21 protein-coding genes are annotated in these 24340 nt (G+C 59.6%); 17 read left to right on the top strand and 4 right to left on the bottom strand.

What is annotated here, in order from left to right:
- The first annotated feature begins 6 nt into the window (after positions 1-6).
- The 8 genes from PAN08_RS15015 to PAN08_RS14980 all read left to right on the top strand — a co-directional run bounded on the left by PAN08_RS15015 (position 7) and on the right by PAN08_RS14980 (position 10949).
- Complete coding sequence (locus PAN08_RS15015) at positions 7-2784, top strand: type VI secretion system Vgr family protein (protein WP_269792304.1); 2778 nt, start codon at positions 7-9, stop codon at positions 2782-2784.
- A complete protein-coding gene (locus tag PAN08_RS15010) occupies positions 2781-4514 on the top strand; it encodes a hypothetical protein (RefSeq protein ID WP_269792303.1) in 1734 nt (577 codons plus the stop codon). Before PAN08_RS15015 ends, PAN08_RS15010 begins: the two co-directional genes overlap by 4 nt.
- Entirely contained in the window at positions 4499-5671 is a 1173-nt protein-coding gene (locus tag PAN08_RS15005) for a hypothetical protein (protein ID WP_269792302.1), read from the top strand. The genes PAN08_RS15010 and PAN08_RS15005 overlap by 16 nt, the downstream gene beginning before the upstream one ends.
- 344 nt (positions 5672-6015) lie before the next feature.
- Positions 6016-6723, top strand: coding sequence for an IS3 family transposase (locus PAN08_RS15000; RefSeq protein WP_269792343.1), 708 nt, complete (start codon positions 6016-6018; stop codon positions 6721-6723).
- Positions 6724-6911: 188 nt separating this feature from the next.
- Entirely contained in the window at positions 6912-7751 is an 840-nt protein-coding gene (locus tag PAN08_RS14995; protein ID WP_269792301.1) for a hypothetical protein, read from the top strand.
- A 188-nt stretch (positions 7752-7939) separates the two neighbouring features.
- Positions 7940-8188 carry a hypothetical protein gene (locus PAN08_RS14990; protein ID WP_269792300.1) on the top strand — a complete coding sequence of 83 codons (249 nt, stop codon included), beginning with the start codon at positions 7940-7942 and terminating at the stop codon, positions 8186-8188.
- A 1061-nt stretch (positions 8189-9249) separates the two neighbouring features.
- Positions 9250-9834: a hypothetical protein gene (locus PAN08_RS14985; protein ID WP_269792299.1), complete on the top strand. Its 585-nt coding sequence runs from the start codon at positions 9250-9252 to the stop codon at positions 9832-9834.
- A 2-nt stretch (positions 9835-9836) separates the two neighbouring features.
- Positions 9837-10949 (top strand): hypothetical protein, encoded by a 1113-nt coding sequence (locus tag PAN08_RS14980; protein ID WP_269792298.1) that lies wholly within the window; start codon positions 9837-9839, stop codon positions 10947-10949.
- A 15-nt stretch (positions 10950-10964) separates the two neighbouring features.
- Here PAN08_RS14980 and PAN08_RS14975 read toward each other — a convergent pair whose 3' ends face one another.
- From PAN08_RS14975 to cutA, 3 genes are read right to left on the bottom strand one after another with little or no spacing between them, the layout of a single operon-like run.
- Positions 10965-11558: a TlpA disulfide reductase family protein gene (locus PAN08_RS14975; RefSeq protein ID WP_269792297.1), complete on the bottom strand. Its 594-nt coding sequence runs from the start codon at positions 11556-11558 to the stop codon at positions 10965-10967.
- 1 nt (position 11559) lies between these two features.
- Positions 11560-13920 (bottom strand): protein-disulfide reductase DsbD, encoded by a 2361-nt coding sequence (locus PAN08_RS14970; protein WP_269792296.1) that lies wholly within the window; start codon positions 13918-13920, stop codon positions 11560-11562.
- Positions 13921-13924: 4 nt separating this feature from the next.
- The gene (gene cutA / locus PAN08_RS14965) at positions 13925-14248 is read right to left on the bottom strand and encodes a divalent-cation tolerance protein CutA (RefSeq protein ID WP_269792295.1); all 324 of its coding nucleotides are present in this window, start codon (positions 14246-14248) and stop codon (positions 13925-13927) included.
- Between the two features lie 189 nt (positions 14249-14437).
- Here cutA and PAN08_RS14960 point away from each other — a divergent pair, with 189 nt between their 5' ends.
- From PAN08_RS14960 to groL, 7 genes are all read left to right on the top strand, one after another.
- A complete protein-coding gene (locus PAN08_RS14960) occupies positions 14438-14845 on the top strand; it encodes a type IV pilin protein (RefSeq protein ID WP_269792294.1) in 408 nt (135 codons plus the stop codon).
- Positions 14842-15342 (top strand): prepilin-type N-terminal cleavage/methylation domain-containing protein, encoded by a 501-nt coding sequence (locus PAN08_RS14955; RefSeq protein WP_269792293.1) that lies wholly within the window; start codon positions 14842-14844, stop codon positions 15340-15342. Before PAN08_RS14960 ends, PAN08_RS14955 begins: the two co-directional genes overlap by 4 nt.
- Positions 15326-15742 carry a hypothetical protein gene (locus tag PAN08_RS14950; protein ID WP_269792292.1) on the top strand — a complete coding sequence of 139 codons (417 nt, stop codon included), beginning with the start codon at positions 15326-15328 and terminating at the stop codon, positions 15740-15742. Before PAN08_RS14955 ends, PAN08_RS14950 begins: the two co-directional genes overlap by 17 nt.
- Positions 15743-15744: 2 nt before the next feature.
- Positions 15745-16446 (top strand): hypothetical protein, encoded by a 702-nt coding sequence (locus PAN08_RS14945; protein ID WP_269792291.1) that lies wholly within the window; start codon positions 15745-15747, stop codon positions 16444-16446.
- A 20-nt stretch (positions 16447-16466) separates the two neighbouring features.
- Positions 16467-18686: a hypothetical protein gene (locus PAN08_RS14940; RefSeq protein ID WP_269792290.1), complete on the top strand. Its 2220-nt coding sequence runs from the start codon at positions 16467-16469 to the stop codon at positions 18684-18686.
- A 507-nt stretch (positions 18687-19193) separates the two neighbouring features.
- Positions 19194-19481, top strand: coding sequence for a co-chaperone GroES (locus tag PAN08_RS14935; RefSeq protein ID WP_057631623.1), 288 nt, complete (start codon positions 19194-19196; stop codon positions 19479-19481).
- A gap of 151 nt (positions 19482-19632) precedes the next feature.
- The gene (groL, locus tag PAN08_RS14930; protein ID WP_269792289.1) at positions 19633-21279 is read left to right on the top strand and encodes a chaperonin GroEL; all 1647 of its coding nucleotides are present in this window, start codon (positions 19633-19635) and stop codon (positions 21277-21279) included.
- A 95-nt stretch (positions 21280-21374) separates the two neighbouring features.
- Here groL and PAN08_RS14925 read toward each other — a convergent pair whose 3' ends face one another.
- Complete coding sequence (locus tag PAN08_RS14925; RefSeq protein ID WP_269792288.1) at positions 21375-22271, bottom strand: LysR substrate-binding domain-containing protein; 897 nt, start codon at positions 22269-22271, stop codon at positions 21375-21377.
- Between the two features lie 365 nt (positions 22272-22636).
- On the opposite strand from PAN08_RS14925, the gene PAN08_RS14920 reads away from it, so the two are divergent.
- Positions 22637-23272 carry a glutathione S-transferase family protein gene (locus PAN08_RS14920; protein WP_269792287.1) on the top strand — a complete coding sequence of 212 codons (636 nt, stop codon included), beginning with the start codon at positions 22637-22639 and terminating at the stop codon, positions 23270-23272.
- A gap of 9 nt (positions 23273-23281) precedes the next feature.
- Positions 23282-24310 (top strand): LLM class oxidoreductase, encoded by a 1029-nt coding sequence (locus PAN08_RS14915; protein WP_269792286.1) that lies wholly within the window; start codon positions 23282-23284, stop codon positions 24308-24310.
- The last annotated feature ends 30 nt before the right edge of the window (positions 24311-24340 follow it).

The raw sequence follows: 24340 nt of genomic DNA, 5'->3' as shown, positions 1-24340 counted from the left end.
GTCGATATGGACATCCCGCGCTCGGCAATGCTCGCCTCATTGGCGGATTTGTCGCATCACCATCGTTTGATTCAACTGCATGGGCCGCATGAGGGCCTGGTGGTGGAGCGTTTTGAAGGCGAAGAAAGCGTGTGCGGCGAGCCGCGCCTGCAGATTGATTGCCTGTCCACCGATGCCTTCCTGGATATCGAGCCGTGGCTGGAACAGCCGCTGACCTTGAAGCTGCGGCTGGCCGACGGGTCACTGCGGCAATGGAATGGCTTGTGTACCGGGGTCTCGCAGCTTGGAAGCGATGGTGGCCTAGCGCGCTATCGGCTGGCGCTGGAACCGTGGACCGCACTGCTGCGTTTTCGGCGCAATGCGCTGATCTTCCAGGACAAGGACATCAGCATCATCTGCGCGCAGGTGTTTGCGGAGTACCCGCAGGCGAGGTTTCGTTTCGATGTGCAGAATGCGTTGCCGAAACGTGCAATCACCACCCAGTTCCGCGAAACCGATTGGGCATTCGTCACTCGTCTATTGGCCGAGGCGGGCCTCGCGTGGCGCATCGAACAGGTTCAGGGCGATGACGCGGCACACACGCTGGTGGTATTCGAGCCGCAAACCGTCGTCCCCGAGTTGGGCACGCTGCGCTTCCATCGCATCGATGCAGCCGAAGCCTGCGACAGCATCACCACGTTCAGCGAGCGTCAGCAGTGGGTACCCAACGCGAGCACCGTAGGCAGTTGGCATAGCGAGCAGGTGCGTGCGGTTGTTGCACAGCGCAGCGCTGATGCAGGCGGGCTCCCCGCACTGGAGGTGTATGTACAGCCGCGTGCCGGTCACTTTGCCGAATCGCACTGGGCACCGCAGGCGGCGCAGGCACGGCTGGATGCACTTCGGGTGCCGCAGGAGCTATTCAGTGGCATGGGGAATGAGCGTTCACTGGCTGCCGGTGCCTGTTTCAGGTTGAGCCAGCATCCGCAGTACGCGGCGCAGAGCTTCCGGCTGTTGGTGGTTTTCCATGTCGCCGTCAACAACCTGGACCACGGTATCGCCGAGTTGCTGGGCCACACCACTCAGGAACGCGGCAGCTACCGCAATCGCTTTCTGGCCACCGGCACGCAGGTGCCGTTGCGCGCCCTGCCGCAGGATCGGCCGACCGTGCATGGCCCGCAGACTGCGCGCGTGGTGGGTGTTCCCGGTGCCACCGTGAGCCCCAATCGCGATCATCAAGTACGCATACAGTTCGGCTGGCAGCGTGGCCCACGTCCAAACTCCGGGGGCATGACCGATACCGGCAGCTCCCACAGCGGGCACGCACCGGGCGATCACACGAGCGGCAGCTGGGTGCCTGTAGTCGAGTGGTTGGCCGGTCCAAATTGGGGCACCAGCTTCCTGCCGCGTATTGGCAGTGAAGTGTTGGTGGAATTCCTGCACGGCGATATCGACCAGCCGCGTATCACCGGCCAGTTGTACAACGCAGAGGTGCCGCCGCCATTTGGTGGCGGTATTGATGAGCACGCACACCATCCGGGTGTGCTCAGCGGTCTGCACACGCAGGCACATGACGGCAGCGGCACCCAGCAATGGGTGATGGACGACACGCCGGGCCAGTTGCGCACCCGCCTGCACACTTCGCTGGCCGATAGCCGGATGGAGCTGGGCTACCTGATCGATCATCAGGACACCGCACGCGGCGCGCTACGCGGCGAAGGCTTCGAGCTGGCCACACAGGGCTGGGGTAACGTGCATGCGGGGCAAGGATTGCAGTTGTCGGCCAGCTTGCAGGAGCGCGGCACGTCCACGTTGCTGGACAACGCCGAGGTGGTGGCCCAGCTCAAAGGTGCCGAGCGCAGCCTGGAAAACATGCAGCAGGTGTTGCAGCAACAACAGGTGCCCGGATTGTCGGCGTGGCGAAGCACTGGGGTGCTGCGTGGACTGATTGATCCCCAGGCTGGCGCTCGCTTCGAGGGCGAAGTCAACGGGCAGTCACCCTTCAAACCACGCGACGGCCGCAATCCGGGTGATCAGCCGGTTGAGCGTTTTGCCGAGCCGCTGTTGCTGGCTGAAGCGCCACATCACATCGCATGGACCACACCGGCCAGCGCCGTTGCCTATGCCGGGCAGAACCTGCAGATGACCGTGCAACAGGATCTGCACATCAGTGCCGGGCAAACCATCGCCACAGTCTCCAGCGAACACGTTTCGTTGTTCACCCAGAACGGCCCGCTCCGCGTGATCGCCGCCAATGGCCCGGTCAGCCTGCAGGCCCACGGCGGCGAACTGGAACTGTTGGCCGACCAGGCCATCACCATTACCGCCACCGACAACCGCATCGACGTGTTGGCGCAAAACAAAGTGGTGCTGCAGGCCGGCAACAGTGCCATCACTCTGGAAAACGGCGACATCACCTTCAGCTGCCCGGGCGAGTTCACGGCAAGGGCGAGCGAGCACCCGTTTATGGGGGGCGCGAACGCAGTGGCGCCTTTGCCTGCATTGCCACGGCACCTACTGGAGCGCGATCCATTTGAGATCCGCGTCGCGCTCAAAAATGAAGCTGGAGAAGCAATTGCCATGCAGGCGATTGGCGTCATGAAAGCGGATGGCTCTTATGAAGATGCGATAACAGGCGCGGACGGCACCACTTCGATCGTTGCCAGTAGCAACAAGGAAGAGAATTTACAAATCGTTCTGGCTGACAACGAGGCGTGGGAAGTTGAAGACCCCGATGTTGCGGCAGTGCTTACCGACGAGACGTGCTGTGGATCAGCAGCGCCTCATGCTGAGGAAGCCGAAGGATGAATCAGGCAGTTTTAGAAAAGACAAGCAAACCTGCTCCGCCACCTGTTAAGCACCATCTATGCTTTCGGCTGGTTGATCTACAGAACAACCCGATCAGAGATCGCCGTTACACGCTTGAATGGACGGATGTGGGTGCACTGGCACCTTCCCGGCGCGAAGGCACAAGCGGAGCAGACGGGCGGACGATAAAGATCACCACGCAGGGTCAGGTTGCGGTGTCCCTGGCCATTGCGCCACCGGTAGGCGGGCAATGTCGCCCGGTTGGGCAGAGTGTGCAGAGCAAGCCGGACAACAAACTCCATGTGGTCACGGTTCGGCTCACGTTCAACGCCACGGTGACGACCGCACCTCAATCACGGAACCACTGCGAGACGTTGACCCTGCGCCAAGGCAAACAGCGGGTGAAGTATGTGATCAATAACGTGCTAACTGTCCGAAATGGCGGAGAGGACCATCCCACCTATCTGACCAATCTGCCGTATCTAATTGTTGATGTGGCGACGTTGGAAGTTCTGCATGGAGGTCAGAGTGCCGGTGAGCCCGCCAAATTCTTTGGCTCCCGGACCCAGGTATCGACGGTAGAGGTACCCGTGGATGGGGTGAGTGAGGTAGGCATCGTTCTCGGGGCAGCTGCCCATGGCGGTGCGGAGAACTGGCGGCGTAATGCCAGAAGTTTGGTGATGTATCGCGTGGTTCCTGAAGCTGAGGGGTTGACAGCCGTGATCATCAAGGAGGTAAGTGGGGTACCATCGGATAGCCCAATTGAGCATCTCATTTGTACTGACGGAGAAGGCCGGCAGCGCACTGCCGTTCTCAATGGAAAGGTATGGGCAGCAATCACGCGAAGCTACTCCATGGCGGACATTCGGACATGGATAGGTGGCAATCTGACCCTGCCGAAACAAGGCGGAAATCTAAGCTCGTGGTATCAGGTGGCTCGTCCGAGTCTTCGCCAAATCGATTGGGCCGAGCAGCATGGAAAGATCAGTGCGCAACAGGCGGCGCATTACCGGGAGGCACTCGCTTCCTCATCATCTGCTCAGACGACGGAGCTGCCACTGCGAATGCAGTTGGCATGGAGTGAGCTACTAGAGCCCTTCTATAGCGGGCAGATCGTGAATATTCCCGCTCCCACTCGGAAGCATTCTCAGGGTGGCGAAATCATCATCGCTCCACTGGACCTCACCCTGAAGCTGCAGGTTGGTTTCTGCGACAATGCGGGCGAGTTCACAGAGACTCCCCAGGCCGATGTGATCGCAAAAAATCACCCGTATATCTACATGATGCTGCTCTCTGCGTGTGCAGAAGCAGGAGTGAGCTTCGTGGAAATTAGTGGCATGTGGCGGCCCATGTTGGGCTCCTACTTGCACAAGCTTGGAGATGCGCTGGATATTGTTGCAGTAGATGCTGTCAATGATCAACTGGAGAAATTCAATTTCAAGAACAGTCGTGTTTCCTCCAATGCGTTGGCGAAACGCTTCAGTACGTTGCTATATGAGCACCGATATGCGAACTCCGCCCAGCACATCTATAAGTTTGATGAGTACCCTCATGGCTCAGATGGTCGCCATTGGAACCATCTACACATAACCTGCATGAGTCGGAAACCGCTGGATGAACGGGATATGGCGGGCTATATCGCCCCGCATGAAATTGGATCGTTGACACCTCCACCTGTTTTCCCAGAAATGGATCATCGAGGAGTGGAGAGGCCATGGTTGGTACGATAAGTGATGGTTTGATGAGACCTTATTCGACAAATTTTTTACAAAAGCTGCTGCTACTTCATGCACTTCCATTTGGTGTAGCTATAGCTCAACCAGTGGAGAGGGATTGGAGCGAGGATCCAAAATCCAAGCTGGTGCATTGCGCGCTTTTCAGTAAGGGAAGTCAGTATCATCAGTACGAAAATTCAAACTATGCTGAGCGCCCTGAGGCGGCTGATCTTGGTAATGGGGAGCACTTTAGTGAGGATAAGTGGCTGCGCATAAATCGCTACTATTGTGAGAGATTCTTCAGTGAAGATCCTCGTGATCGATTTATAACAATGAGAAGCGGAGTTCACTGGTACGACAAGCGCGAATTCTTTCATGAATCTGAGTTGGTTTCAGTCGATTACTGGAGGACTCGCTATATCTACGAAAAGTCCGATCCTTCCTATGTAGGTTCTGAGTTGATGATGCCTGAGGAGGAGATTGAGCTGGATCGCCTGGTTGGTTATAACGCCTACATGTTGGGAGACCGCATGGATAATCTTTATCAGTTCAGTGATGATGGCTACTACTTAGATCGAAAAATCCAGATTCGCTGGCGGATTAAGTACCTGCCGGAGCATAGCTCCGAAGGGAATGTCTATGCTGCGGACGCTCTGAAAATCTTCCTGATTGATGAGTCTGGACGTTATTTGCCGCAAGGCCTTCCGGCGGCAAATTCTCAGCAATACAGATTCAACTGCGAGCGAAGGAGCAATGGCGGCGTGAGTTGCGGCTACGGCCCGAAGAACCCGGCCCCCATTCCGATTGGGGTTGGTGAAGGCGGTATGCGTTTCAATGGAGTCGTTCGGAATATTTCCCCTGAATTCACTCCGTTGAAGATTGAAGCGGACAGAATAACGATCGCGCGGCGTCTCAGTCATGGCGAGAAATTTTGGCTGGATGATCGTCAAGAAGTTGATGTGAACAACTTCTTCTTTTACGCCGATTTCGACGATCCCATTCGTCCGGTGTACTTCGCGCCAGGCGTACTGCTGCGTGATCGTCCAAAGGGCTATACGCGTGCGCCGAGCGAGCAGGACTTCATCGACAAGGAGGTATGTCTGACCGATTGCCCTTCGGACACCGAGTGGCAGTTTTCAGGTATCCGTAAGCGGATTGAAGCGCACCCGTGATGCACCAAATTGTCGACACCCCGTAATTCAATGCCAGGCAAAATTGGAGATTTCAGGTTCGTGGTGCTGACGGAATTCGGCGGGTGGAGTTCCCAGAATTTCCTAGATAGAGCTAGGCTCTGTCAGGGATAGCCTCGGGAGACGGCCATGTCTACAGACCAGATCACCAGCAAAACCCGGCGAGCTTACAAGTTCATCGATGCGCATCGAGATGAGTTCAGCATCCAGATGAGGTGTCGTCTGCTGGGGGTTGCTCGAGCCGGCTACTACGCATGGCGTGAACATCCGGTTTCCGATCGAGCTCAGGAGGATGCGCGACTACTTCGGCTAATACGTGCTCGTTTATTGCCAGCCACGACATCTATGGTGCGCCCAGGATGTTTCTTGACCTGCAGGAGCGCGGGGAGACATGCAGCAAGCACCGAGTTGCTCGCTTAATGCAGGAGAACGGATTGCGCGCATTGCATGGCTATCGCATACGGCACATCCCGACGTCAAAGCCTCACGTCTTGATTCCCAACCTGCTGCAGCGTCAGTTCACCGTATTGCGAACGAACGAGGTATGGGTGACGGATATCACTTACATCCGCACCTGGGAGGGCTGGCTGTATCTGACCATCGTCTTGGATCTTATCTGGCGCAGAGTTGTTGGCTGGGCTGTCAGGCCGACGATTCATCGGGAACTTGTTCTGGATGCCGTGATGAAAGCCGTACGCAGCCGACGCCCTCGTAAACCCTTGATTCACTCACATCAAGGCTCGCAGTATGGAAGCGATGCATGGCGGCGCTTCTGTAAAGACAACCATCTTGAGCCAAGCATGAGCAGGCGCGCCAACTGCCGGGACAACGCGGTCGCCGAGTCCTTCTTCAGCAGCTTGAAGAAGGAGCGGATCAAGCAGCGTATCTACGCCAGTCGGGAAGTAGCGACCTCGGACATCTCCGAGTACATCGAGGGGTTCTACAATTTGACGCGCCGCCATAGCCATCTCGGCGGCGTCAGTTCTGATGGGTTCGAAGCAGCGCATCGCCATCCTCGGTCAGGTGTCCACTAGAAGCTGGGAACTCCAGCGCGACAAGATGGTGTCCTAGGTTGGCTTGGAGGGCCTTGGGTCCCAACGTACGCACAATTGGGGCTCGCAGGCCCGTTAAATAATGGGGTGCGAACCCCAGATGCCCGCGTGTTTGCAACCGATGCTACTCATCAACACCACATACATATCAGTCGAGGTGCCGACCAAGAATGAAGACCCTATCAGCCATTTTTCTTGGTGCCGCTCTCCTTCCCTCGATGGTGTTTGAACACTTGCCAGGAGACGCAAGCGGCCCTGTTAATTGTCCCGAGCCACCCAAGATCATTGCTACGAAAAGCGGCCGAATCTATGAATGTCATCCAGAGGAAGGGTCGAGTGCTTACCAGGACGTAACCCCGCCGGATGACAAAACGCATTGGATGCTGCCGTTTGGGAACTCAAATCCGCCGCCATATGGCACGGGCTCATTCCATCCCCCCAAAAGCTGGCCGTTCCGCGCCATCTTGGTAGTGGGGAATCCTGTAAGACAAGCAGGAAGCGGCGCGTACTTCTACACTTTTGATCGGACGGGCATGATATTGGAATCAAACGAATCCGATGCTGTTGGCGATCAGATGGTGGAGGTTCGCATCTCTGGTATTCCCATGTGGCCAACGGCGAAGGTTCTGTATCGAATGATTCCACCAGTCAAGAACGTTACAGCCAAGACAAGAGCTTCAGAATTAGGTCGGAAGGGTTTGGGTGGGCAATTTGGATTTGTCGTTGATAATGAAATTCTTTGTCCTGTACTGGATGAGTCCATGTTCAGTTATTGGTCTGACGGTGGAGCGAGGCCAGGATCTTTGGGAACGTACATCTATGGGCATTGTGGTGAGACAGCTGGACCAAGTGTCTCATCGCCGGATGAAGCCGCTCTGGACCTGACGGACCATGCCTACCCCGGCTTTACCGATGCTGGTCCATACATGGGTTGGAAGCTTCAGCGGCACGACGAACCGGAACGGCCGTTGACTTACAAAGGGCATTGCTACGCTTTTTGCGAAAAGTGATCTGTAGCAACATGAGAATTCCAATGTGCTAGTCGATCAATTCAACGTACTGCGTTTGTGCACGACCATCGCTGCGCTGATGCTGGTCAGCATCCTACAAATTTGATGACTACCCCAGAACGCCTTTGGCCATCATTTCGCTGCGGTAATGGCGATGCTCTCCTCGTCCCAGCATCTGGAGCGCCGGCATGGACGGCAGATATGCTGCGCCGTTGAGCATACGGCTGGCATGGGGTGAGCTTCTGGAGCCGTTCTACAGCGGGCAGATCGTGAACGTTTCTGCGCCCGATAGAAAGTACGCTCAAGGTGGCGAGATTATCATCGCCCCATTGGATCTGACACTGAAACTACAGGTTGGGTTCTGCGAGAGCGTGGGAGAGCTCACCGGGACTTCCCAAGCTGATGTGATGGCCAAAAATCATCTCTGCATCTGCTGAATCGGGAGCGAATTCTGTGGAAATCAGCGGCATGTGGCACCCCATGCTGGGATCCTGTCTACCCAAGCTTGGGAGGCGCGCTGGATATTGTGGTGGTGGATCCTTACAACGATGAGCTTGGAAAATTTTAGTTCAAGAATAATCCTGTTACGGGCAACGCACTGGCAAAGCGATTCAACACACTTCTGTATGAACATCGCTATGCAGGCGCTGCCCAGCACATCTCCATGTATGACGAGTATCCACACGGCGCAGATCCCGGTCATTGGAACTATTTGCACATTGCTTGTGCGAGCCAAAAGCCAATGGAAGCTCTTGATCATACGGGCTACAGGGAAGCAGGTGATCCGGAGACGGGGCTTCCACCGCCTGTATCGTCGGATCTTGATGGAATGCGCTGTCCGTGGCTTGTCCCGTGGCGCGGATTTTGATGATTTTGGTTCCCAAGAGGGAGGCTCTCGCTTTATGTAAGTCGAACGTCGCGAAACACCACCCAGATGCGTGCTTGGCAATGTGCAGAATGATTTAGCAATGCTCTTCCTCTGTACGACTCCCTTCATTGACTTAAATCGCCATTCACCTGATGCGATGAGGTCGGCCCGTAACTCTCATCATCCATATGCACCGATGCTGCCCGCGTGTAGCATTTCCGACCTTGAAAGGTTGCAGCAAGATAAGCGCCTGCTTGTCGGAGAGGATGCGCAGGGTGCATGGGATGTCGCGATCACAATGCTATGTGGTACCAGTGGAAATTCCGAACGATACCTGAGACGTCATGTGCCGCATAAAGTCTTATTCGTCGACCTGCTTGGAGAGGAATACGGTTTCGATGACGAGCTTATGCACAGGAATTCGATTGCGATGCTGCGAGGTACGGCATGGCAGACGAGAGTCGAATATGAGAATGAAAGGTTGATGTTTTCGTACAACACCAATGATATCTGCCTGGGAAGCTTCTCTCTTCGGTATGTATAGCGATCTTGGCTGCTCGTACGAGTTGGAGAGACATGTCTTTAAGGGAAATGATGTGGTTAGTTTGCTTGATCTGATTCCCCGGCACGGTGCGCGACATCATCGCCAACTGCAAACAGATCAACGAAGACAAGGACAACACGTGGGCCTGGGTAGGTCTGGCGCTGACGTTGATCGGCTTGCATCTGGCGGTATGGCCGGACTGGAATCCCAATGGGCAGTTCGTCATCTATGAGCTGAAGGCCGGCGAAAAGCTGAATGTCTGGCGAGGGCCTGCTTCAGCACAGCAGAAAGGCCCCAAGAAGCTGCCGGACTATTATTTGGAAGGGGGCTACGAGCAGATCAAGTTTGACGCTGAAATCGCCTATCGCGCAGATGGCAGTATTCCGAGAGATGCTGGTGGACAGCCCATTCGATCCCAGGCGGACCGACGGCAGTACTACGAGGTGGATCAGGTGACCGGCGCTACCAAGCCCAGCGCAATGACGCATGACGCGTGGGGGGCGTTACCTGCGATTGAGCAGGTCAAGTACACCAGCCTGCGTTCTAAAATCATCAATCCGCGCATCATCGGGCCGATGGATACCGGCTGGGGAAGTATCGACTTCAACAGCCAGATGAATGATGTGAAGCTCGGTTTGCCCAACCTTCCTGGACAGAGGATCAACAGGTAGTCATGTCAGTACAGCAGATTGAGCTTAATCCGTGGCACAAGCGCCAAGCGGCATTGATCCATCACTTCACGTCGATGGCGTATCTGAAAAGCATCCTTCCTCGTGCGGAGCATCTGATCGCGATGGCGGATGCAATGCTCGAAGAACGCTCGCACCTGGATGCCATGGGCATCGCGCACGCCAACTGGAATCAGACCAGTACGGCGATACATTTTGCCACGCATGCGTATCCGGCATTGGTTGAATTTCGTGATGGGATTGTGGAGGACATTGCGCTGCGTGCGTTCGAGAGGTACGGCCCAGCTGGAGAAAATCAATGCGCACGCATGCTGAGCGAGTATGCGCCGCGCTTGATATGGGCCACGGATGAACAGGAGGTTTCGTTCAAAGCGGAGGCTGAAAGGGCGTTTCGTTATGCCGCTGGCTTGAGCGGTTACGTCACGCGGCCTGGGATGGTTCATGATCTTGCTTTCTGGTTGGATTGGAATGCCGGCCATATCAATCGGCAAAGAGTTCCTCGCTTCCGGGTACGCACTGATCTGGTGGGGGTAAGCGGGAAGACTCCGCCACGCACAGGTGTATATGTTCCGAAGGATGAGCCATACGGCGCACTGCAGTTTGCGTGGACAGGTGGATACGGTGAGTTGGACGATGTCTACGACCTGAATCACTTCGGGATGATGGTGCTGCAGCGGGTTGGTCGGAAGGGGTTGTGGGGGGATACAGACGCGCTCTACCGGATGCTCGATGAAAACAGGGGCATGAACCGAGCTGGATGGGAGCAAATAACTGCAGCAGATTCCAAGCATTCAGCCCCTCATATTGCTCGCATGATGTTCGAATCCCACCCCTGCGAGTGGTACTTCGTGGAGATGATCGAAGGCGAGTATGAAGACATCGACGGAACCTACGCGGGCACCGGTGGGCCATCGGTTCAACAAACACGTGTCCCAGCAAGAAAGCCATGCCCACGTGCTGGCTGGTGGTACACGCCAGCGCAGATCGGTCGCCGCTACTTCAAACAAGACGACGTATTCCCCGTCATCGCCAACAGCGATTGGGGTGATACGTTCTGGCTCTGGGCATTGGATCAGTCGACGCCAAAGCTGGGCTGAGTTCGGAGGGCGGTTTCAGCGCGTTGTTTCAGCTGCGTCCGGTGCCGCCGCCCACGCCTCAATCTCTCCGGCTTTGAAAGGCCCTAGTTTTTGTTTGACGATGCGCCCTTGCGCATCCACCAACACGCTGTAAGGCAACAGCCCCTGGGTGTTGCCCAGTTTGACGCTGGCATCGACCGGGCCGGGTGTTTCAATCACGATGGGGTAGTACACCGGCACGTTGCCGAGGAAATCCAGCACCGCTTCCGGTGTGTCCAATGCCAGGCCAACCACCTGCGGGCCGTTGTCGGCGTGTCTGGCGGCAAAGCGCGCCAACTCTGGCATCTCCTCGATGCACGGTGCGCACCAACTGGCCCATACGTTGATCAGAAGTGGTTTGCCCTTGAAGCGATCCGGGAACTGCACGGGCATGCCGTCCAGATCGGGCAGCGTGAACGCGGGCATCAGATCGCCGGGGCCCACTGCGGCAATTTGTTCCGGCGGGCGCACCGGCTTGGAAGTCTCCGTCATCAGTGGCAACGGCGCTGGGGTGGGGCGGCTCAACCATGCACCGGCGGACAGGCCCGCAGCCGCGGCGATGCCCGCCACCCACCACAACGCGGAGCGCATCTCAGCGCGCCGCGCGCAGCAGCGCGTCTTCAACGATGGTCTGGGTAAGCACCGTCGGCAGCACGCGTGGCGGTGCGCCCGGGCCATACACCACATACAGCGGCACACCGACGGCTTGATGCTGGTCGAGGAAGGCGCTGATCTGCGGATCGACGTTGGTCCAGTCGCCGCGCATGTACACCGCATCCACGCGCTTGAGTGCGTCACGGAATGCATCGCGATTGAGCACGCCGCGCTCGTTGGCCTTGCAGGTCACGCACCAGTCGGCAGTCATGTTGACGAATACCACGCGGTTGCTGCCGCGCAGGCGGTCGAGCATTTCCGGGGAATAGGTCACCGTGCCTTCGCTTTTAGCGCTGGCAGAAGGTGCTTCCAGCTGGGTCACGCCCCACACCGGTACGAGTGCCAGCACCACGATCACCAAGCCCAGCACCATACCGGTCTTGCGGCTGTGCCAGCGGCTGCGCTCAAACCACCACAGGCCGAGCGCCAACAGCGTGACGCCGCCCAACAGCAGTGCCATCGCGTCGGCGCCGCGCTGCTTGCCCAACACCCACAGCAGCCAGATGGCGGTGATGTACATCGGGAACGCCATCACCTGCTTGAAGGTTTCCATCCACGCGCCGGGCTTGGGTAGACGTCGTGCCAGTGCCGGCACGAAGCCGATCAACAGGAACGGCAATGCCAGGCCCAGGCCAAGGAACAGGAACACCAGGAAGGCCAACAGCGGCGGCGCGGTGAACGCATAAGCCAATGCCGGGCCCATGAACGGTGCGATGCACGGGCTGGCTACCACGCAGGCCAACACGCCAGTGAAGAAGTCACCCATCGGTCCACTGCGGCGAGCCAGCGACTGGCCGACACCGCCGAGGTTGCTGCCCAACGTCAGCACGCCGCTCAGGCTCAGGCCGACCACGAACATCAGGTAGACAAGTGCAGCGATGAACCACGGATGCTGCAGCTGGAAACCCCAGCCTGCCGCTTGGCCGGCGGCACGTAGTGCCAGTACCAGACCGCCGATCACCGAGAAGGCAACCAGTACGCCTGCCGTGTACCACAGCGCATGGCGACGGGCATGCTGACGGCTCTCACCGCTCTGCGCCACGCCCAGCACCTTCAATGACAACACCGGCAATACGCAGGGCATCAGGTTCAGTACGAGACCACCGGCCAGTGCCAGTAGCAGGGCCCAGAACAACGAGCCGTTGGCCTTTTCGGCGGAAGTGGTCGGTGGCTGGCTGCGCTGGTTGTTTTCGGCCGATGCATCGGGTGCGGCCTGGGTGAGGTTGGGCGCGCCCGGATCCGGGCGTACCACCAATGGCTGCGGTGCAGGCAGGTTGCTCGGGTTGATTGCCGGCTGCATCGGCACCTCCCCCTTCTTGCCACTGGGCAGCGGTGGGATCACCAGCGGTGCGACGATGGCTTCTGCGCTGGGCGATACATTGCCGGCTGGCAGCGAGAGCTTTACCCGGCGCGTCATCGGCGGGTAGCAGATGCCGTCGGTCTGGCAGCCCTGGAACGTGGCGACCAGCGTGGCAGGGGTGGCTTCGGCGCGGTCACGGCGCAGCGGCACCGGGACTTCCACCTGGTCGAAATACACCACTACGCTGCCGAAGTGCTCATCGCGATACGGCTGACCTGCCGGCCACTGTGGGCGGCCGGTGCGGATGCCGGAGGCGCCCTCCAGTGCCAGCGAGGTGCGGTCGCGGTACAGGTAATAACCCGGTGCCGGCGAGAACCGCAGCAGCAGGCGGTTGCCATCGTCGACGATGGCCTCGAAACCAAACGCCTTGTCCGGTGGCAGCGGTAGGTTCTGCACTGCCACGGCACCGGCGCTGGCGCCCGGCAATTTGAGCCCACCACCGTTGGCCGCAGCCAGCGGGTTGAACATCGGCGCGGCAGGCGGTGCAGTGGCAGCGGCATTGGTGGCGCCGGGCAGCCTTACCTCGATGGTGCGCTTCTGCGGCGGGTAGCACACGCCAGCATCGGCACAGCCCTGGTAACGGACTTCCAGGCTGACCGTCTCCACGCCCGCCTCGGCGCTGCCAGGCAAGGTGGCCCGCAGCTGACGGTGGTAGGTCTCGACGTCGCCAAAGAATTCGTCGTGCTTCTGTTCGCCCTTGGGGAACTGGATGGCGCCGGCACTGAAGCCAGGGCCTGCCTTGACGCTGGTGCGGTGGCGGTAGAGGTAGTAGCCGGGCGCTATATCCCAGCGCAATTCAATGCGGTCGCGGCTTGGCGCGGTGGCCTGCAGGGCAAAGGCCTGGTCCACCGGGAGCAGATCTTTTTCACTGACGGCCCAGGCAGGCAGGGCGCTCAACGAAAGCAGGCAAAGGGCGGTGAAACGTCGCAACAGCATCATCGACTCAGGTTTCCTCCCGGGTCTGTGCCCGGATCCATTCCAGATACGCCGGCAAGCCGGCGCTGGGGGAGATCGCGAGGATCTCCGGCAATTCGTAGGGGTGTTCCTGCTGAATGGCGGTGGTGAGCGCATCCAGCCGATCAGCGCAGGTCTTGATCAGCAGTTGCACTTCCTGCGCCTGCTCGATCTGGTCTTGCCAGCGGTACACAGACCGCATCGCTGGCAACAAGTTCACACAAGCCGCCAGACGCCGCTCCACCAGTAGGTGGGCCAGCGTCTGGGCGCTGTCTGAATCAGGGCAGGTGCAGAAGACCAGTCTTACGTCCATCTGCGGGATTGTCGCAGATGCGAATGCGGCGCTTTCAGATGGAAGTATTGACATCGTTGTCATCAAATGTATATTGCCGCTCGTCACAGTTTTTGTGAACTGTTTGTTTGAGTGGGGGGAGTGCTGGACTCAGCGTCCAAGGCTCAGAACACACGGGAGCGAGGCCGTAGCGCCCGCAGGGAGGCCCTGATGGAACGACACAGTATTCTTGGTTTCACGCTTATTGAGCTGATGATCGTGGTGGCCATCATTGCCATCCTCGCGGCTATCGCATTGCCGGCTTATGCCGACTACGCACTCCGCAGCAAGATCCGCGTGGCCCAGAGTGATCTGCTCGCCTTGTCGAGCAATGTCGAGAATTTCCGCCAGCGCACGCTCGGCTATCCGGCCAGCGACAGCGCCGCCAAGAAGGGCTGGAGTGCGGGGACCAAGGCCGGCAATTTCACTTATACCTATTCAGCCAGCAGTGGCGGCTATCAGCTCAAGGCTGTCGCCAGCGCTTCGATGGGCAAGGCAAACGGCTGCACGCTCACCGTGGATGCCGGCAATACGCGCTCCGTCAGCGGCAACTGCGTTGGCGTGAGTGATTGGCCATGAACCGGCGCGTTGCCGGATTTTCGCTGGTCGAATTGATGGTGACGTTGGCGGTAATGGCGGTATTGGCCGCCGCCGGTACGCCATTTGCGCTGGAGTGGATTGACAGCAATCGCCAGATGCAGGCGCGCAACGTGATGTGGGAGGCCGTGACACAGGCGCGCTCGCTGGCACTGCGCAACCCCACCCAAGCTACTGCCGGTGCGGTATCGGCCCGATTGCAGCGTGATGGCCGCGCGCTGCAGGTGCTGCGTGCGGACGGCACCGAGGTGCTGTGGCGCGGTGAGTTGCCTCGCAACGTACAGATCAAGTTGACCGGAGCGGCGGATTTCGCCGACGCCGATGCCTTGAGCGCCGCTGCCGGTGATCTGGCCTGCGTGGCCTTCGGTAACCGGGGGCAACGTCTGCCTGCGGCCAGCAGCTGCCTCAGTGGTGCCAGTCATCAGCGCCTGGCTATTGGCCTGAACAACCAGGACCCGCTTTATGTCGATCTGCTTTGATTCGCCCCGCCGCCAGCGCGGCGACATGATGCTCGAAGCACTGGTCGGCGTGCTGATCACCAGCCTGATTGGAGCCGGTCTGGCGCATGTGGCGGCCAACATGATGAACAACCAGCGCGACGCCAAGGTAGAAAACCTGGTGGTCGAACGCCTGCGCGACAACCTGCACAGCAAGGGTGTCGGCCTGTGCAGCGGTAGCAAAGTAGAGATCGTGCTGCCGACCGGCAACAAGAACGCCAGCATCAGTTGCGAAGCGGCATCGGCCAATGTGTCCATGGCCGGTGTCACTCGCGCGGTCGTCGCACCGCAACGGGTGGATCTAACGGTGTCGGCCGCTGATTTGGGCGGGCGCCGGGGCAGCAGTGATGACCCTGACCTGCTCGTGTCCACGAGGCAATGATCATGCACAGCCGTCGCCGCGTTGTTCGCGCCCGCCGTCATCAAACCGGGCAGACCCTGATCAGCATGATGATTGGGCTGGTGATCTCGCTGATCACCATCTCGGCGATGCTGGTGCTCTACAAAACCATGATCGAAGTGTCCGCCAATGCCTCGCGTTCGGCATTGCGCGACGGTCAGGTATCGGCCGCATTGCTGGCCGCGCAGATGGATATGCAATCGGCCGGTTTCGGTGTGCCGGCGGCAGATGCATTAAGTAGCAAACTCGGCGTGCGTGATGGCGGCAAGGAAGTGGTGTGGCGCTACAAGGCGCAGCTGGCCGACACTGGTTTTGTTTGCTCGGGGCTGCGTCTGGCAGACAACGAAGGTCTGTATCGCTTCACACCAAAGGCCTGCAGCGACGTGGCTACCGTCAGCTGGACCGCCACCGAGCGAGAACTGCTGGCCGGCAGCGCTGCATTCTTCACGCCGGCGCAGAAGGACGGCAGCGCCTACGCCAGCGGCGAAGGTGAAGTGGGCGCGATGAGTCTGGCTGCGGGCTATGTATTCGCGCTCAAGGCCGAGCGCCAGTGCCTGCCCTTCATGCAGCAGGATTTCAGTACCTCGCCGATGGCATTACCGGGGCAGCAGGTGGACATGGAGCAGGCCGACGGTGCCAGTCATCTGTTCCAGGCCTGTTTGCCCAATCTTGCGGTTTCAACCTGATGGAACGGGAGCGCACACGCATGGATAGAAGTCGCTTTTCTTCGCCACAAAAACAGCGTGGCATCACCACCATCCTGATCGTGCTGATGGTGGGCTTGGCGGTATCGGTCACTGTCGCCGCAACGATCTACTCCTTGCGCGGCACTCAATCACAGCAGCTGACCACGCATTCCGCCACGGCGGCGCAGGCGGCGGCATGGCGCGGTGTGGAAGCACTGCGCTTGTACCTGCTGCAGGTTGAAAAAACCGTGTGGCCCGGCTGGGTAGGAAACGACGCCAAGCCGGTAGCGGGCTTGGGCACATTGGGAGTTCGCTCGGCGGTGGTGACTTCGGTGGAGGCCGCCGGCAGCGGCTTGTATCAGGTAACTGCGCGTGTCACTGGTGAGGCCGGTGTGGGATCGGCGCTGACCACCGCGACGGTCGAAGTGGTCTACGACGTTGCGCCCGGCAGTGGCACACCAGGAACGCCGGAGGTCTGTCATTCGCTGCCCAGCGCGCCGATGGTGTTCAACGGCAACCTGAACTACAGCGGTGGTTCGTTGGAAGTGGTCAACCCGGTTGACTACGAAAACGTGGTGGTGGCAGGCGACCTGACCATCGGTGGCGGTTCCTCCGCACGGATCTCCGGTTGCGTGAAGGGCAATGTGTCGCTCAGTGGCGGCGGCATCACCAACAACGGACATCTCCACTCCGAGGGCAACATCACCATCAACAGCATGGGCAACCCCAGCGGCACCACGCTGTGGGGCAAAAATGTCTCCGTCGGCAATGGCGTCAGTGGCGGCAACTACGTCGCGATCAAGGCCGGTGCCTACACTGCCGTGGTGTACAGCGGCGGCCGCGCCATCGGCACGGCGGAGGTGGGCGGCAAACTGGTCGCTGCAACCGTCACCGGCGGTATCCCGTGGACCAAGGGCAATGTGGTGCCGTTCAACACCGGCCGTCTGGTCATCACCTTGAGCGACCAGAGCCGGTTCCTGCTGGATCTGAGCTCGGTGGACATTGATCCCGGCAATGGTGTTGTGACCGGCACCGCTGCTTCCGCGCGTCTGCGTGACGACAAGGACAAGGGCCCGGACGACGCAGTGTTGCCAGACGAGTTGCTCTTCACCTCGGTGTCGGTTGCTGGCGGCAACGCCGGCCTGCATACGTTGAGCGTTGGCCAGCTGTGGGGCCAGAAGGTGTCGGTGCTGGGTTGGAACGGTAGTTACAGCACGTTGTGGGCTGGCGGTGACATCGACATGGTGTCCGGGACCATCGGCAACCTGCTTGGCGGCGGCAACATGACCGCCAGAGATGTCCGAGTGACCGGCAGCGGCCGTCTAGCAGGCAGCCTCAACATGCCAATGGCCAATGTGCTGAGCGCGCAGGCTGGCACCAGTCCGGGTCTGCCCGGCATTCCGTGGTGTGATGCGCGGGTCAAGTCGGTGGACGCGGAAAACTACAAAGGCATGGCCAACTATGTGTTCGAGTCAGTCAATGGCCTGCCGCAACTGACCATCCAGCATGTCAAGCGCGCCGATGGTTCGTCCATCGACGGCGTGTACCCGTTGAAAAGTCCTTCAGCCAGCCAGCTGGGCGTGCTGCAGGAGCTGATGACCTGCACCAACGGCAATGACAAGGGTTGTCTGGGCATCCGTCAGGGCAACGGCAATTGGCTCTTGGAGGGTGTGCGCAAGATGCCGGCGGGCGTGCTCTGGTTTGACGCGGCGGTGACCGTCAGGGGCACTACGATGGACCTGCTCAATACCATCGTGAACAAGGGCGGCGACGTGGCGTTGGACAGTTCCGGCCACCGCGATCTGGTCGCGCCGAATTTTGCCGGAGCGAACAAGGTCTGTGGTGGTGCGTTCTATCCCTCCAACCTGTGCGCCAGCCGTTCTGAGTTCGTGACCTGGGAAGGCACCGACGGCCAGGGCAAGACCACCACGTATTCCGGCCTGCCGATCGGCAACACCGCGGTCATCGCCGAGGAAGGCGCAGCAATGGCTGGCTGGACCATCCGTGGCAGCGTGTTGCTCGGCAAGCAGCTGGCGACCAGTGGCGCGATCGTCACCATCCACGGCAGCCTCACCGTGGGCAGCAATCAACGAGCAGACACCACCATTACGGCCGGTGGCATCTCGCTGGAAGTACCCAATGGCAGCGGCCTGAATCTGCTGCCGGTCTGTGGTGGCGGCAGCAGCGGTATCCCCTCGGCCCCGGCGAACGCGTCGGTGCTGTGGTCGCGTTATCTCTAGAGATCTATAAAAACAGCATTTCAGCCTGCGGTCCGGGCGGCTCTCTCTGCATGGCGTGTCCGGCTGTCCCACCGGGTACGCCATTTTTTTTCCCGTGTTGCCGAGCCCGAATCATACGAAAGGCATCCAATGCCAAGCCATGCTCGGAAGGGGGCTTCCCAGTAGAGCCCCAGCGGAGCATGGTTCCGCTCTAGCGAGGACGGCGGGAAGGCACTTTTCCCGCTCGCTTTGCCTGTCGTCCGGGGAGCCAGGTTCGTCCGGGGGCATGTAGTGCCGAGGCACGCTTGGCAGGAGCCTTCCCGAGAAAGTCCTCAGCGGAGCACGGCTCCGTTCTGCCGGGACCACCGGGGAAGCTTTTTTCGCTGGGCCCTTGAAAGCACCCGTGTGGGCCCCATTTCATTTTCAAGCCCGTTCGACGGGCGTTTTTAAGCGCGGTACCTTCAGCTTCTGCCTGGCTGGGGGAAACTGCCGGAACTACAGACCAATCAAATACTTAAGAGGTCCTTCATGAGCATCAAGCCGCTTCACGACCGCGTTGTAGTCAAGCCGATCGAAGCCGACGAAATCTCCGCCGGCGGCATCCTGATCCCGGATTCGGCCAAAGAAAAGTCGACCAAGGGCGAAGTCGTGGCCGTGGGCCCGGGCAAGCCGCTGGACAATGGTTCGGTGCGCGCGCCGTCGCTGAAGGTTGGTGACAAGGTCATCTACGGCCAGTACGCCGGCTCGTCCTACAAGGCCGAAGGCGTTGAGTACAAAGTGCTGCGCGAAGACGACGTCCTCGCCATCATCGGCTGATGGCCTCTGACAGCGGGGACCGGTACCGGGGAACAGGGAATGGTCGCAGCGGCTGAGCCGCCGCCATCTCTCCACCCACCGTCCGGAACCGCCCCGCTGTTGATTCACCCAACTCACATTCCCTAAATCCCCTTTCCCGAGGTTTCAAGCAATGGCTGCCAAGGATATTCGTTTCGGTGAAGACGCCCGTTCGCGCATGGTGCGCGGCGTCAACGTTCTCGCCAATGCCGTCAAGGCAACTCTGGGCCCGAAGGGCCGCAACGTCGTGCTCGAAAAGAGCTTCGGCGCGCCGACCATCACCAAGGACGGCGTGTCTGTCGCCAAGGAAATCGAACTGGCTGACAAGTTCGAGAACATGGGCGCGCAGATGGTGAAGGAAGTTGCCTCGCGTACCAATGACGACGCAGGCGACGGCACCACCACCGCCACCGTGCTGGCACAGGCACTGATCCGTGAAGGCGCCAAGGCTGTGGCCGCTGGCATGAACCCGATGGATCTGAAGCGCGGTATCGACAAGGCCGTTGTGGCCGCCGTTGCCGAGCTGAAGAAGATCTCCCAGCCCACCACCGACGACAAGGCGATTGCCCAGGTCGGCACCATCTCGGCCAACTCGGACGAGTCGATCGGCAACATCATTGCCGAAGCGATGAAGAAGGTTGGCAAGGAAGGCGTGATCACCGTTGAAGAAGGCTCGGGCCTGGAAAACGAGCTGGACGTCGTCGAAGGCATGCAGTTCGACCGTGGCTACCTGTCCCCGTACTTCATCAACAACCAGCAGTCGCAGACCGCTGATCTGGATGACCCGTTCATCCTGCTGCACGACAAGAAGATCTCCAACGTACGTGAGCTGCTGCCGGTGCTGGAAGGCGTCGCCAAGTCGGGCAAGCCGCTGCTGATCATCGCTGAAGACATCGAAGGCGAAGCGCTGGCAACCCTGGTGGTCAACACCATCCGTGGCATCGTCAAGGTTGTGGCCGTCAAGGCTCCGGGCTTCGGCGACCGTCGCAAGGCGATGCTGGAAGACATGGCCGTGCTGACCGGCGGCACCGTGATCTCCGAAGAAGTTGGCCTGTCGCTGGAAAAGGCCACCATCAAGGACCTGGGCCGCGCCAAGAAGGTGCAGGTCTCCAAGGAGAACACCACCGTCATCGACGGCGCCGGCGATACCGCTGCCATCGCTTCGCGTGTACAGCAGATCAAGACGCAGATCGAAGAAACCTCTTCGGACTACGATCGCGAGAAGCTGCAGGAACGCGTTGCCAAGCTGGCCGGCGGCGTTGCCGTGATCAAGGTCGGTGCTTCGACCGAAATCGAAATGAAGGAAAAGAAGGACCGCGTCGATGACGCCCTGCACGCTACCCGCGCTGCAGTGGAAGAAGGCGTTGTCCCGGGCGGCGGCGTCGCGCTGGTGCGTGCTGTTACTGCGCTGTCTGGCCTGAAGGGCATCAACGAAGACCAGAACCACGGCATCCAGATCGCTCTGCGCGCGATGGAAGCCCCGCTGCGCGAAATCGTTGCCAACGCCGGTGAAGAGCCGTCGGTCATCGTCAATCGCGTCAAGGAAGGCACCGGCAGCTACGGCTACAACGCTGCCACCGGTGAGTTCGGCGACATGCTGGAATTCGGCATCCTGGACCCGACCAAGGTGACCCGTTCTGCCTTGCAGAACGCCGCTTCGATCGCGGGCCTGATGATCACCACCGAAGCAATGGTGGCTGATGCACCGAAGAAGGATGAGCCGGCCATGGGCGGCGGCGGTATGGGTGGCATGGGTGGCATGGGCGGTATGGACTTCTAAGTCCGCCGCAGCTTCACCGCTGCTTTGCGTTACACAAAACCCCGTCGAAAGGCGGGGTTTTGTTTTGCAGCGATGTTGATGCGATACGCCTGCGCTCAGGCCACCGGCAAAGCCAGTTGTTCGCGCAACCAACTCAAAAACAGCGGTATACATGGCTGAAGCTGTTCTTCCGCCGGCAGGCTGAGCGCGTAGTAGGCGAAGGTCTGCGGCCAGGGAAGATTGATGGCAACCGCAAGGCGGCCGGCGGCGATTTCGCTGGCGGCGTGAATGTCGCGTACCAGTGCGATGCCCTGGCTGGCTTCGGCGGCACGGATCAACAGCAGGTCATCATCGAATGCGGGGCCGCGCTCCATGCGGGGGTCGGCAGCGATATCCATGGATTGGAACCACAGCCGCCAATCGTTGCGATCGGCATCCTGCAACAGCGGCAACTGCAGGCAATCCTCGGCGGTGTTGATGGTCGCTGCGGTTGCCAACAAAGCAGGGCTGGCAACCGGCAACAAGACGGGGGCGAACAGGTGGTCAGCCCGAACGCCGGGGTAGCGCCCCAGCCCATGTCGAATGGCGATGTCCACGCCGTCACGGCGCAGGTCCACTCTCTGCGTGGTGGCGTCCAAATGCACGTCGATCTGCGGATGTTGTGCGCTGAAACCTGGCAGGCGGGGTGCCAACCACGTCGCTGCAAAGCTCGGTGCGGCACTGATGCGCAGTGTCTGCCTGCCTTTCAGGCGTTCGAGCGTGCGCAGGCTGCTCTCGATCTGATCGAATGCCTGCTTCAACTCCGGGTAGATCCGCGTACCGGCGGCACTGAGCATCACGCCTTGTCGTGTGCGCTCGAACAAGACAACGCCCGTGCGCTCCTGCAACAGCTTCAGTTGCTGACTGATCGCGCCGGAAGTCACGCCCATCGCATCAGCAGCGGCCTTGAGCGTGCCATGGCGTGCGGTTTCTACGAATGCGCGCAGTGCCAACAGGGGAAGAACCGCGCCCATGATCAGATTTCCTGCAGTAGTCGTTTCGAAAGAAGGCGTCGCATGCACATGGCGGATGATGGCCCTTCGCCAGTGTTGCCAGAATAGCGGCGAGTGTATCCAACTCGTCCCCAACGGTGGCCTGCAGTGTTTGAGAAGGACGACGCTTCGTTGCGACTTGCTGTGCAAAAGGCGACGTCGGAAGTTGAGCGGCGCTAAACGAATCACACAGGAAGAATCGTTTCACGCGCTGTCGGCGACTGCCTAGACTGAGCTGGTTCCCGCAGCGGCGTGCCCACCGCCTGCTTCACTTCTCCCCCTGAACGCTCCTGCTTGTTGCTGGCGGGCAGGGGGACGTCATCCCGAAATCCGCAACTGGAGTCTTCATGCCATCGTCTTCGCTGCATCTGTACACCGACAGCTCGCCCAACGGTTACAAAGCCACCATCGCGCTGGAAGAACTGGCGCTGGATTACCAATTGCATCATGTGCGTATCGAGCAGGGCGAACACCGTGCCGCGGAGTTCCTGCGGTTGCATCCGCATGGACGGATTCCGGTGTTGGTGGATCAGGCGCGCGACGTGACTTTGTTCGAGTCCGCCGCCATTTTGTTGTATCTGGCAGAAACCCACGGTCGGTTGATTCCGCAGGACCATGCTGGGCGCTGGGAAACGATGGCATGGCTGATTTTCCACGCTGCCAGCGTCGGCCCGGTGTTGGGGCAGCGGGTGCATTTCGAACATTTCGACCAAGAGCGTTACCTGCCAGCGATAGCGCGCTATCAACAACTGAGCGACGCCGCATTGGCGACGCTGGATCAACGCCTGGTCGGACGTGACTGGCTCGCCGCGGATCAATACACCATCGCCGATATTGCCAACTTCGGCTGGCTGCATATCGCCGACGTGATTGGCATGTCATTCGACCATCACCGCCATCTGTGTGCGTGGTACCAGCGCGTGGCGCAGCGGCCTGCGGTACAGCGGGGTATCGCAATTCCTGAAATTGCGACGGGGCCTTGAGGGATGTTGATGAATGATCCGCAAGCCTCGATTGCAGGCGCCTCTGCGCCGGCCTTCGCTCAGCATCCTGGTTATCAACGCATGTTCCGGCCAGACAAGCTCAGCTTGGGCATCTTCCTGCCGCTGCGGTTCTACAGCGGTGACATGCGCGTGCTGGAAGGCCAGTCGGCCTTGGTGGAATACATCGATCAGCAAGGCTTCGCTGCGGTGTGGGTACGTGACGTGCCACTGTTCGATCCGATGTTTGGTGATGCGGGGCAGGTGTTTGATCCGTTTACTTATCTGGCATTTCTTGCGGCACGCACGCGGCAGGTGGCATTGGCGACCGGCAGTGTGGTGTTCCCGCTGCGACACCCCATTGAACTGGCCAAAATGGCGGCGTCCATCGACCAGTTGTCCGGTGGGCGGCTGGTGATGGGCATTGCTTCGGGCGACCGTCCGGTCGAGTTCCCAGCCTACGGATTGGAGCATGCATCGCGCGGAGAGCGCTTCGCCGAGACCGTGCATGGGTTCCGACAGTGGTTGCAACCGGGGAACAGCCTGATGTCGCACCCGTTAGCCGAACAGGGCATCCAGCTACTTCCGTCGCCGGTGAACACACGCATCCCATTGATGGTGACCGGTGGTGCGCGTCAATCGCTGGCGTGGGTGGCGCAGCATGCCGATGGTTGGCTGACTTACCCGGACAGTACGCATGATCGTGCGGGGCCGTTGCGGTTGGCCGACAAGATTGGTGCGTGGCGTCGCTTGATCCCAGACGGCGGCTTTCGCCCACACATGACCAATGAATGGTTGGAGCTGGTGGACGATGCGGATCATCCGCGTGTGGCGTTGCAAGGCGGCTACCAGTTGCGTACCGGGCGCAAGGGATTGATTGAACTGCTGGAGGCCTGGCAGCGCGCAGGGGTCAACCACGCTGCACTCGGTATCCAGTTTTCACAGCGGCCAGCTGCAGAGGTTTTGCAGGAACTGGCCGAAGACGTATTGCCCTTGTTTCCTTCGCACCCGGCGCCATTGGCAGCACACCGACGCTGGTGATTGGTTGCGCGTCACGCTCAGCGCAGTGCA

This window comes from Stenotrophomonas sp. Iso1, from assembly GCF_027497995.1.
GTDB lineage: Bacteria > Pseudomonadota > Gammaproteobacteria > Xanthomonadales > Xanthomonadaceae > Stenotrophomonas.
The sequence above is the reverse complement of the archived record's forward strand: the minus strand, read 5'-3'. Positions and strand labels throughout refer to the sequence as shown.

What these genes read in the sequence shown, in the direction of transcription:
- PAN08_RS14915 (WP_269792286.1), top strand. Translation starts at nt 23,282, where the DNA reads ATGAATGATCCGCAAGCCTCGATTGCAGGCGCCTCTGCGCCGGCCTTC.
- cutA (WP_269792295.1), bottom strand. Translation starts at nt 14,248, where the DNA reads ATGGACGTAAGACTGGTCTTCTGCACCTGCCCTGATTCAGACAGCGCC.
- PAN08_RS14980 (WP_269792298.1), top strand. Translation starts at nt 9,837, where the DNA reads ATGTCAGTACAGCAGATTGAGCTTAATCCGTGGCACAAGCGCCAAGCG.
- PAN08_RS14995 (WP_269792301.1), top strand. Translation starts at nt 6,912, where the DNA reads ATGAAGACCCTATCAGCCATTTTTCTTGGTGCCGCTCTCCTTCCCTCG.
- PAN08_RS14945 (WP_269792291.1), top strand. Translation starts at nt 15,745, where the DNA reads ATGCACAGCCGTCGCCGCGTTGTTCGCGCCCGCCGTCATCAAACCGGG.
- PAN08_RS15010 (WP_269792303.1), top strand. Translation starts at nt 2,781, where the DNA reads ATGAATCAGGCAGTTTTAGAAAAGACAAGCAAACCTGCTCCGCCACCT.
- PAN08_RS15005 (WP_269792302.1), top strand. Translation starts at nt 4,499, where the DNA reads ATGGTTGGTACGATAAGTGATGGTTTGATGAGACCTTATTCGACAAAT.
- PAN08_RS14990 (WP_269792300.1), top strand. Translation starts at nt 7,940, where the DNA reads ATGGACGGCAGATATGCTGCGCCGTTGAGCATACGGCTGGCATGGGGT.
- PAN08_RS14925 (WP_269792288.1), bottom strand. Translation starts at nt 22,271, where the DNA reads ATGGGCGCGGTTCTTCCCCTGTTGGCACTGCGCGCATTCGTAGAAACC.
- PAN08_RS14955 (WP_269792293.1), top strand. Translation starts at nt 14,842, where the DNA reads ATGAACCGGCGCGTTGCCGGATTTTCGCTGGTCGAATTGATGGTGACG.
- PAN08_RS14935 (WP_057631623.1), top strand. Translation starts at nt 19,194, where the DNA reads ATGAGCATCAAGCCGCTTCACGACCGCGTTGTAGTCAAGCCGATCGAA.
- PAN08_RS14975 (WP_269792297.1), bottom strand. Translation starts at nt 11,558, where the DNA reads ATGCGCTCCGCGTTGTGGTGGGTGGCGGGCATCGCCGCGGCTGCGGGC.
- PAN08_RS14970 (WP_269792296.1), bottom strand. Translation starts at nt 13,920, where the DNA reads ATGATGCTGTTGCGACGTTTCACCGCCCTTTGCCTGCTTTCGTTGAGC.
- PAN08_RS14960 (WP_269792294.1), top strand. Translation starts at nt 14,438, where the DNA reads ATGGAACGACACAGTATTCTTGGTTTCACGCTTATTGAGCTGATGATC.
- PAN08_RS15015 (WP_269792304.1), top strand. Translation starts at nt 7, where the DNA reads ATGGACATCCCGCGCTCGGCAATGCTCGCCTCATTGGCGGATTTGTCG.
- groL (WP_269792289.1), top strand. Translation starts at nt 19,633, where the DNA reads ATGGCTGCCAAGGATATTCGTTTCGGTGAAGACGCCCGTTCGCGCATG.
- PAN08_RS14950 (WP_269792292.1), top strand. Translation starts at nt 15,326, where the DNA reads ATGTCGATCTGCTTTGATTCGCCCCGCCGCCAGCGCGGCGACATGATG.
- PAN08_RS14940 (WP_269792290.1), top strand. Translation starts at nt 16,467, where the DNA reads ATGGATAGAAGTCGCTTTTCTTCGCCACAAAAACAGCGTGGCATCACC.
- PAN08_RS14920 (WP_269792287.1), top strand. Translation starts at nt 22,637, where the DNA reads ATGCCATCGTCTTCGCTGCATCTGTACACCGACAGCTCGCCCAACGGT.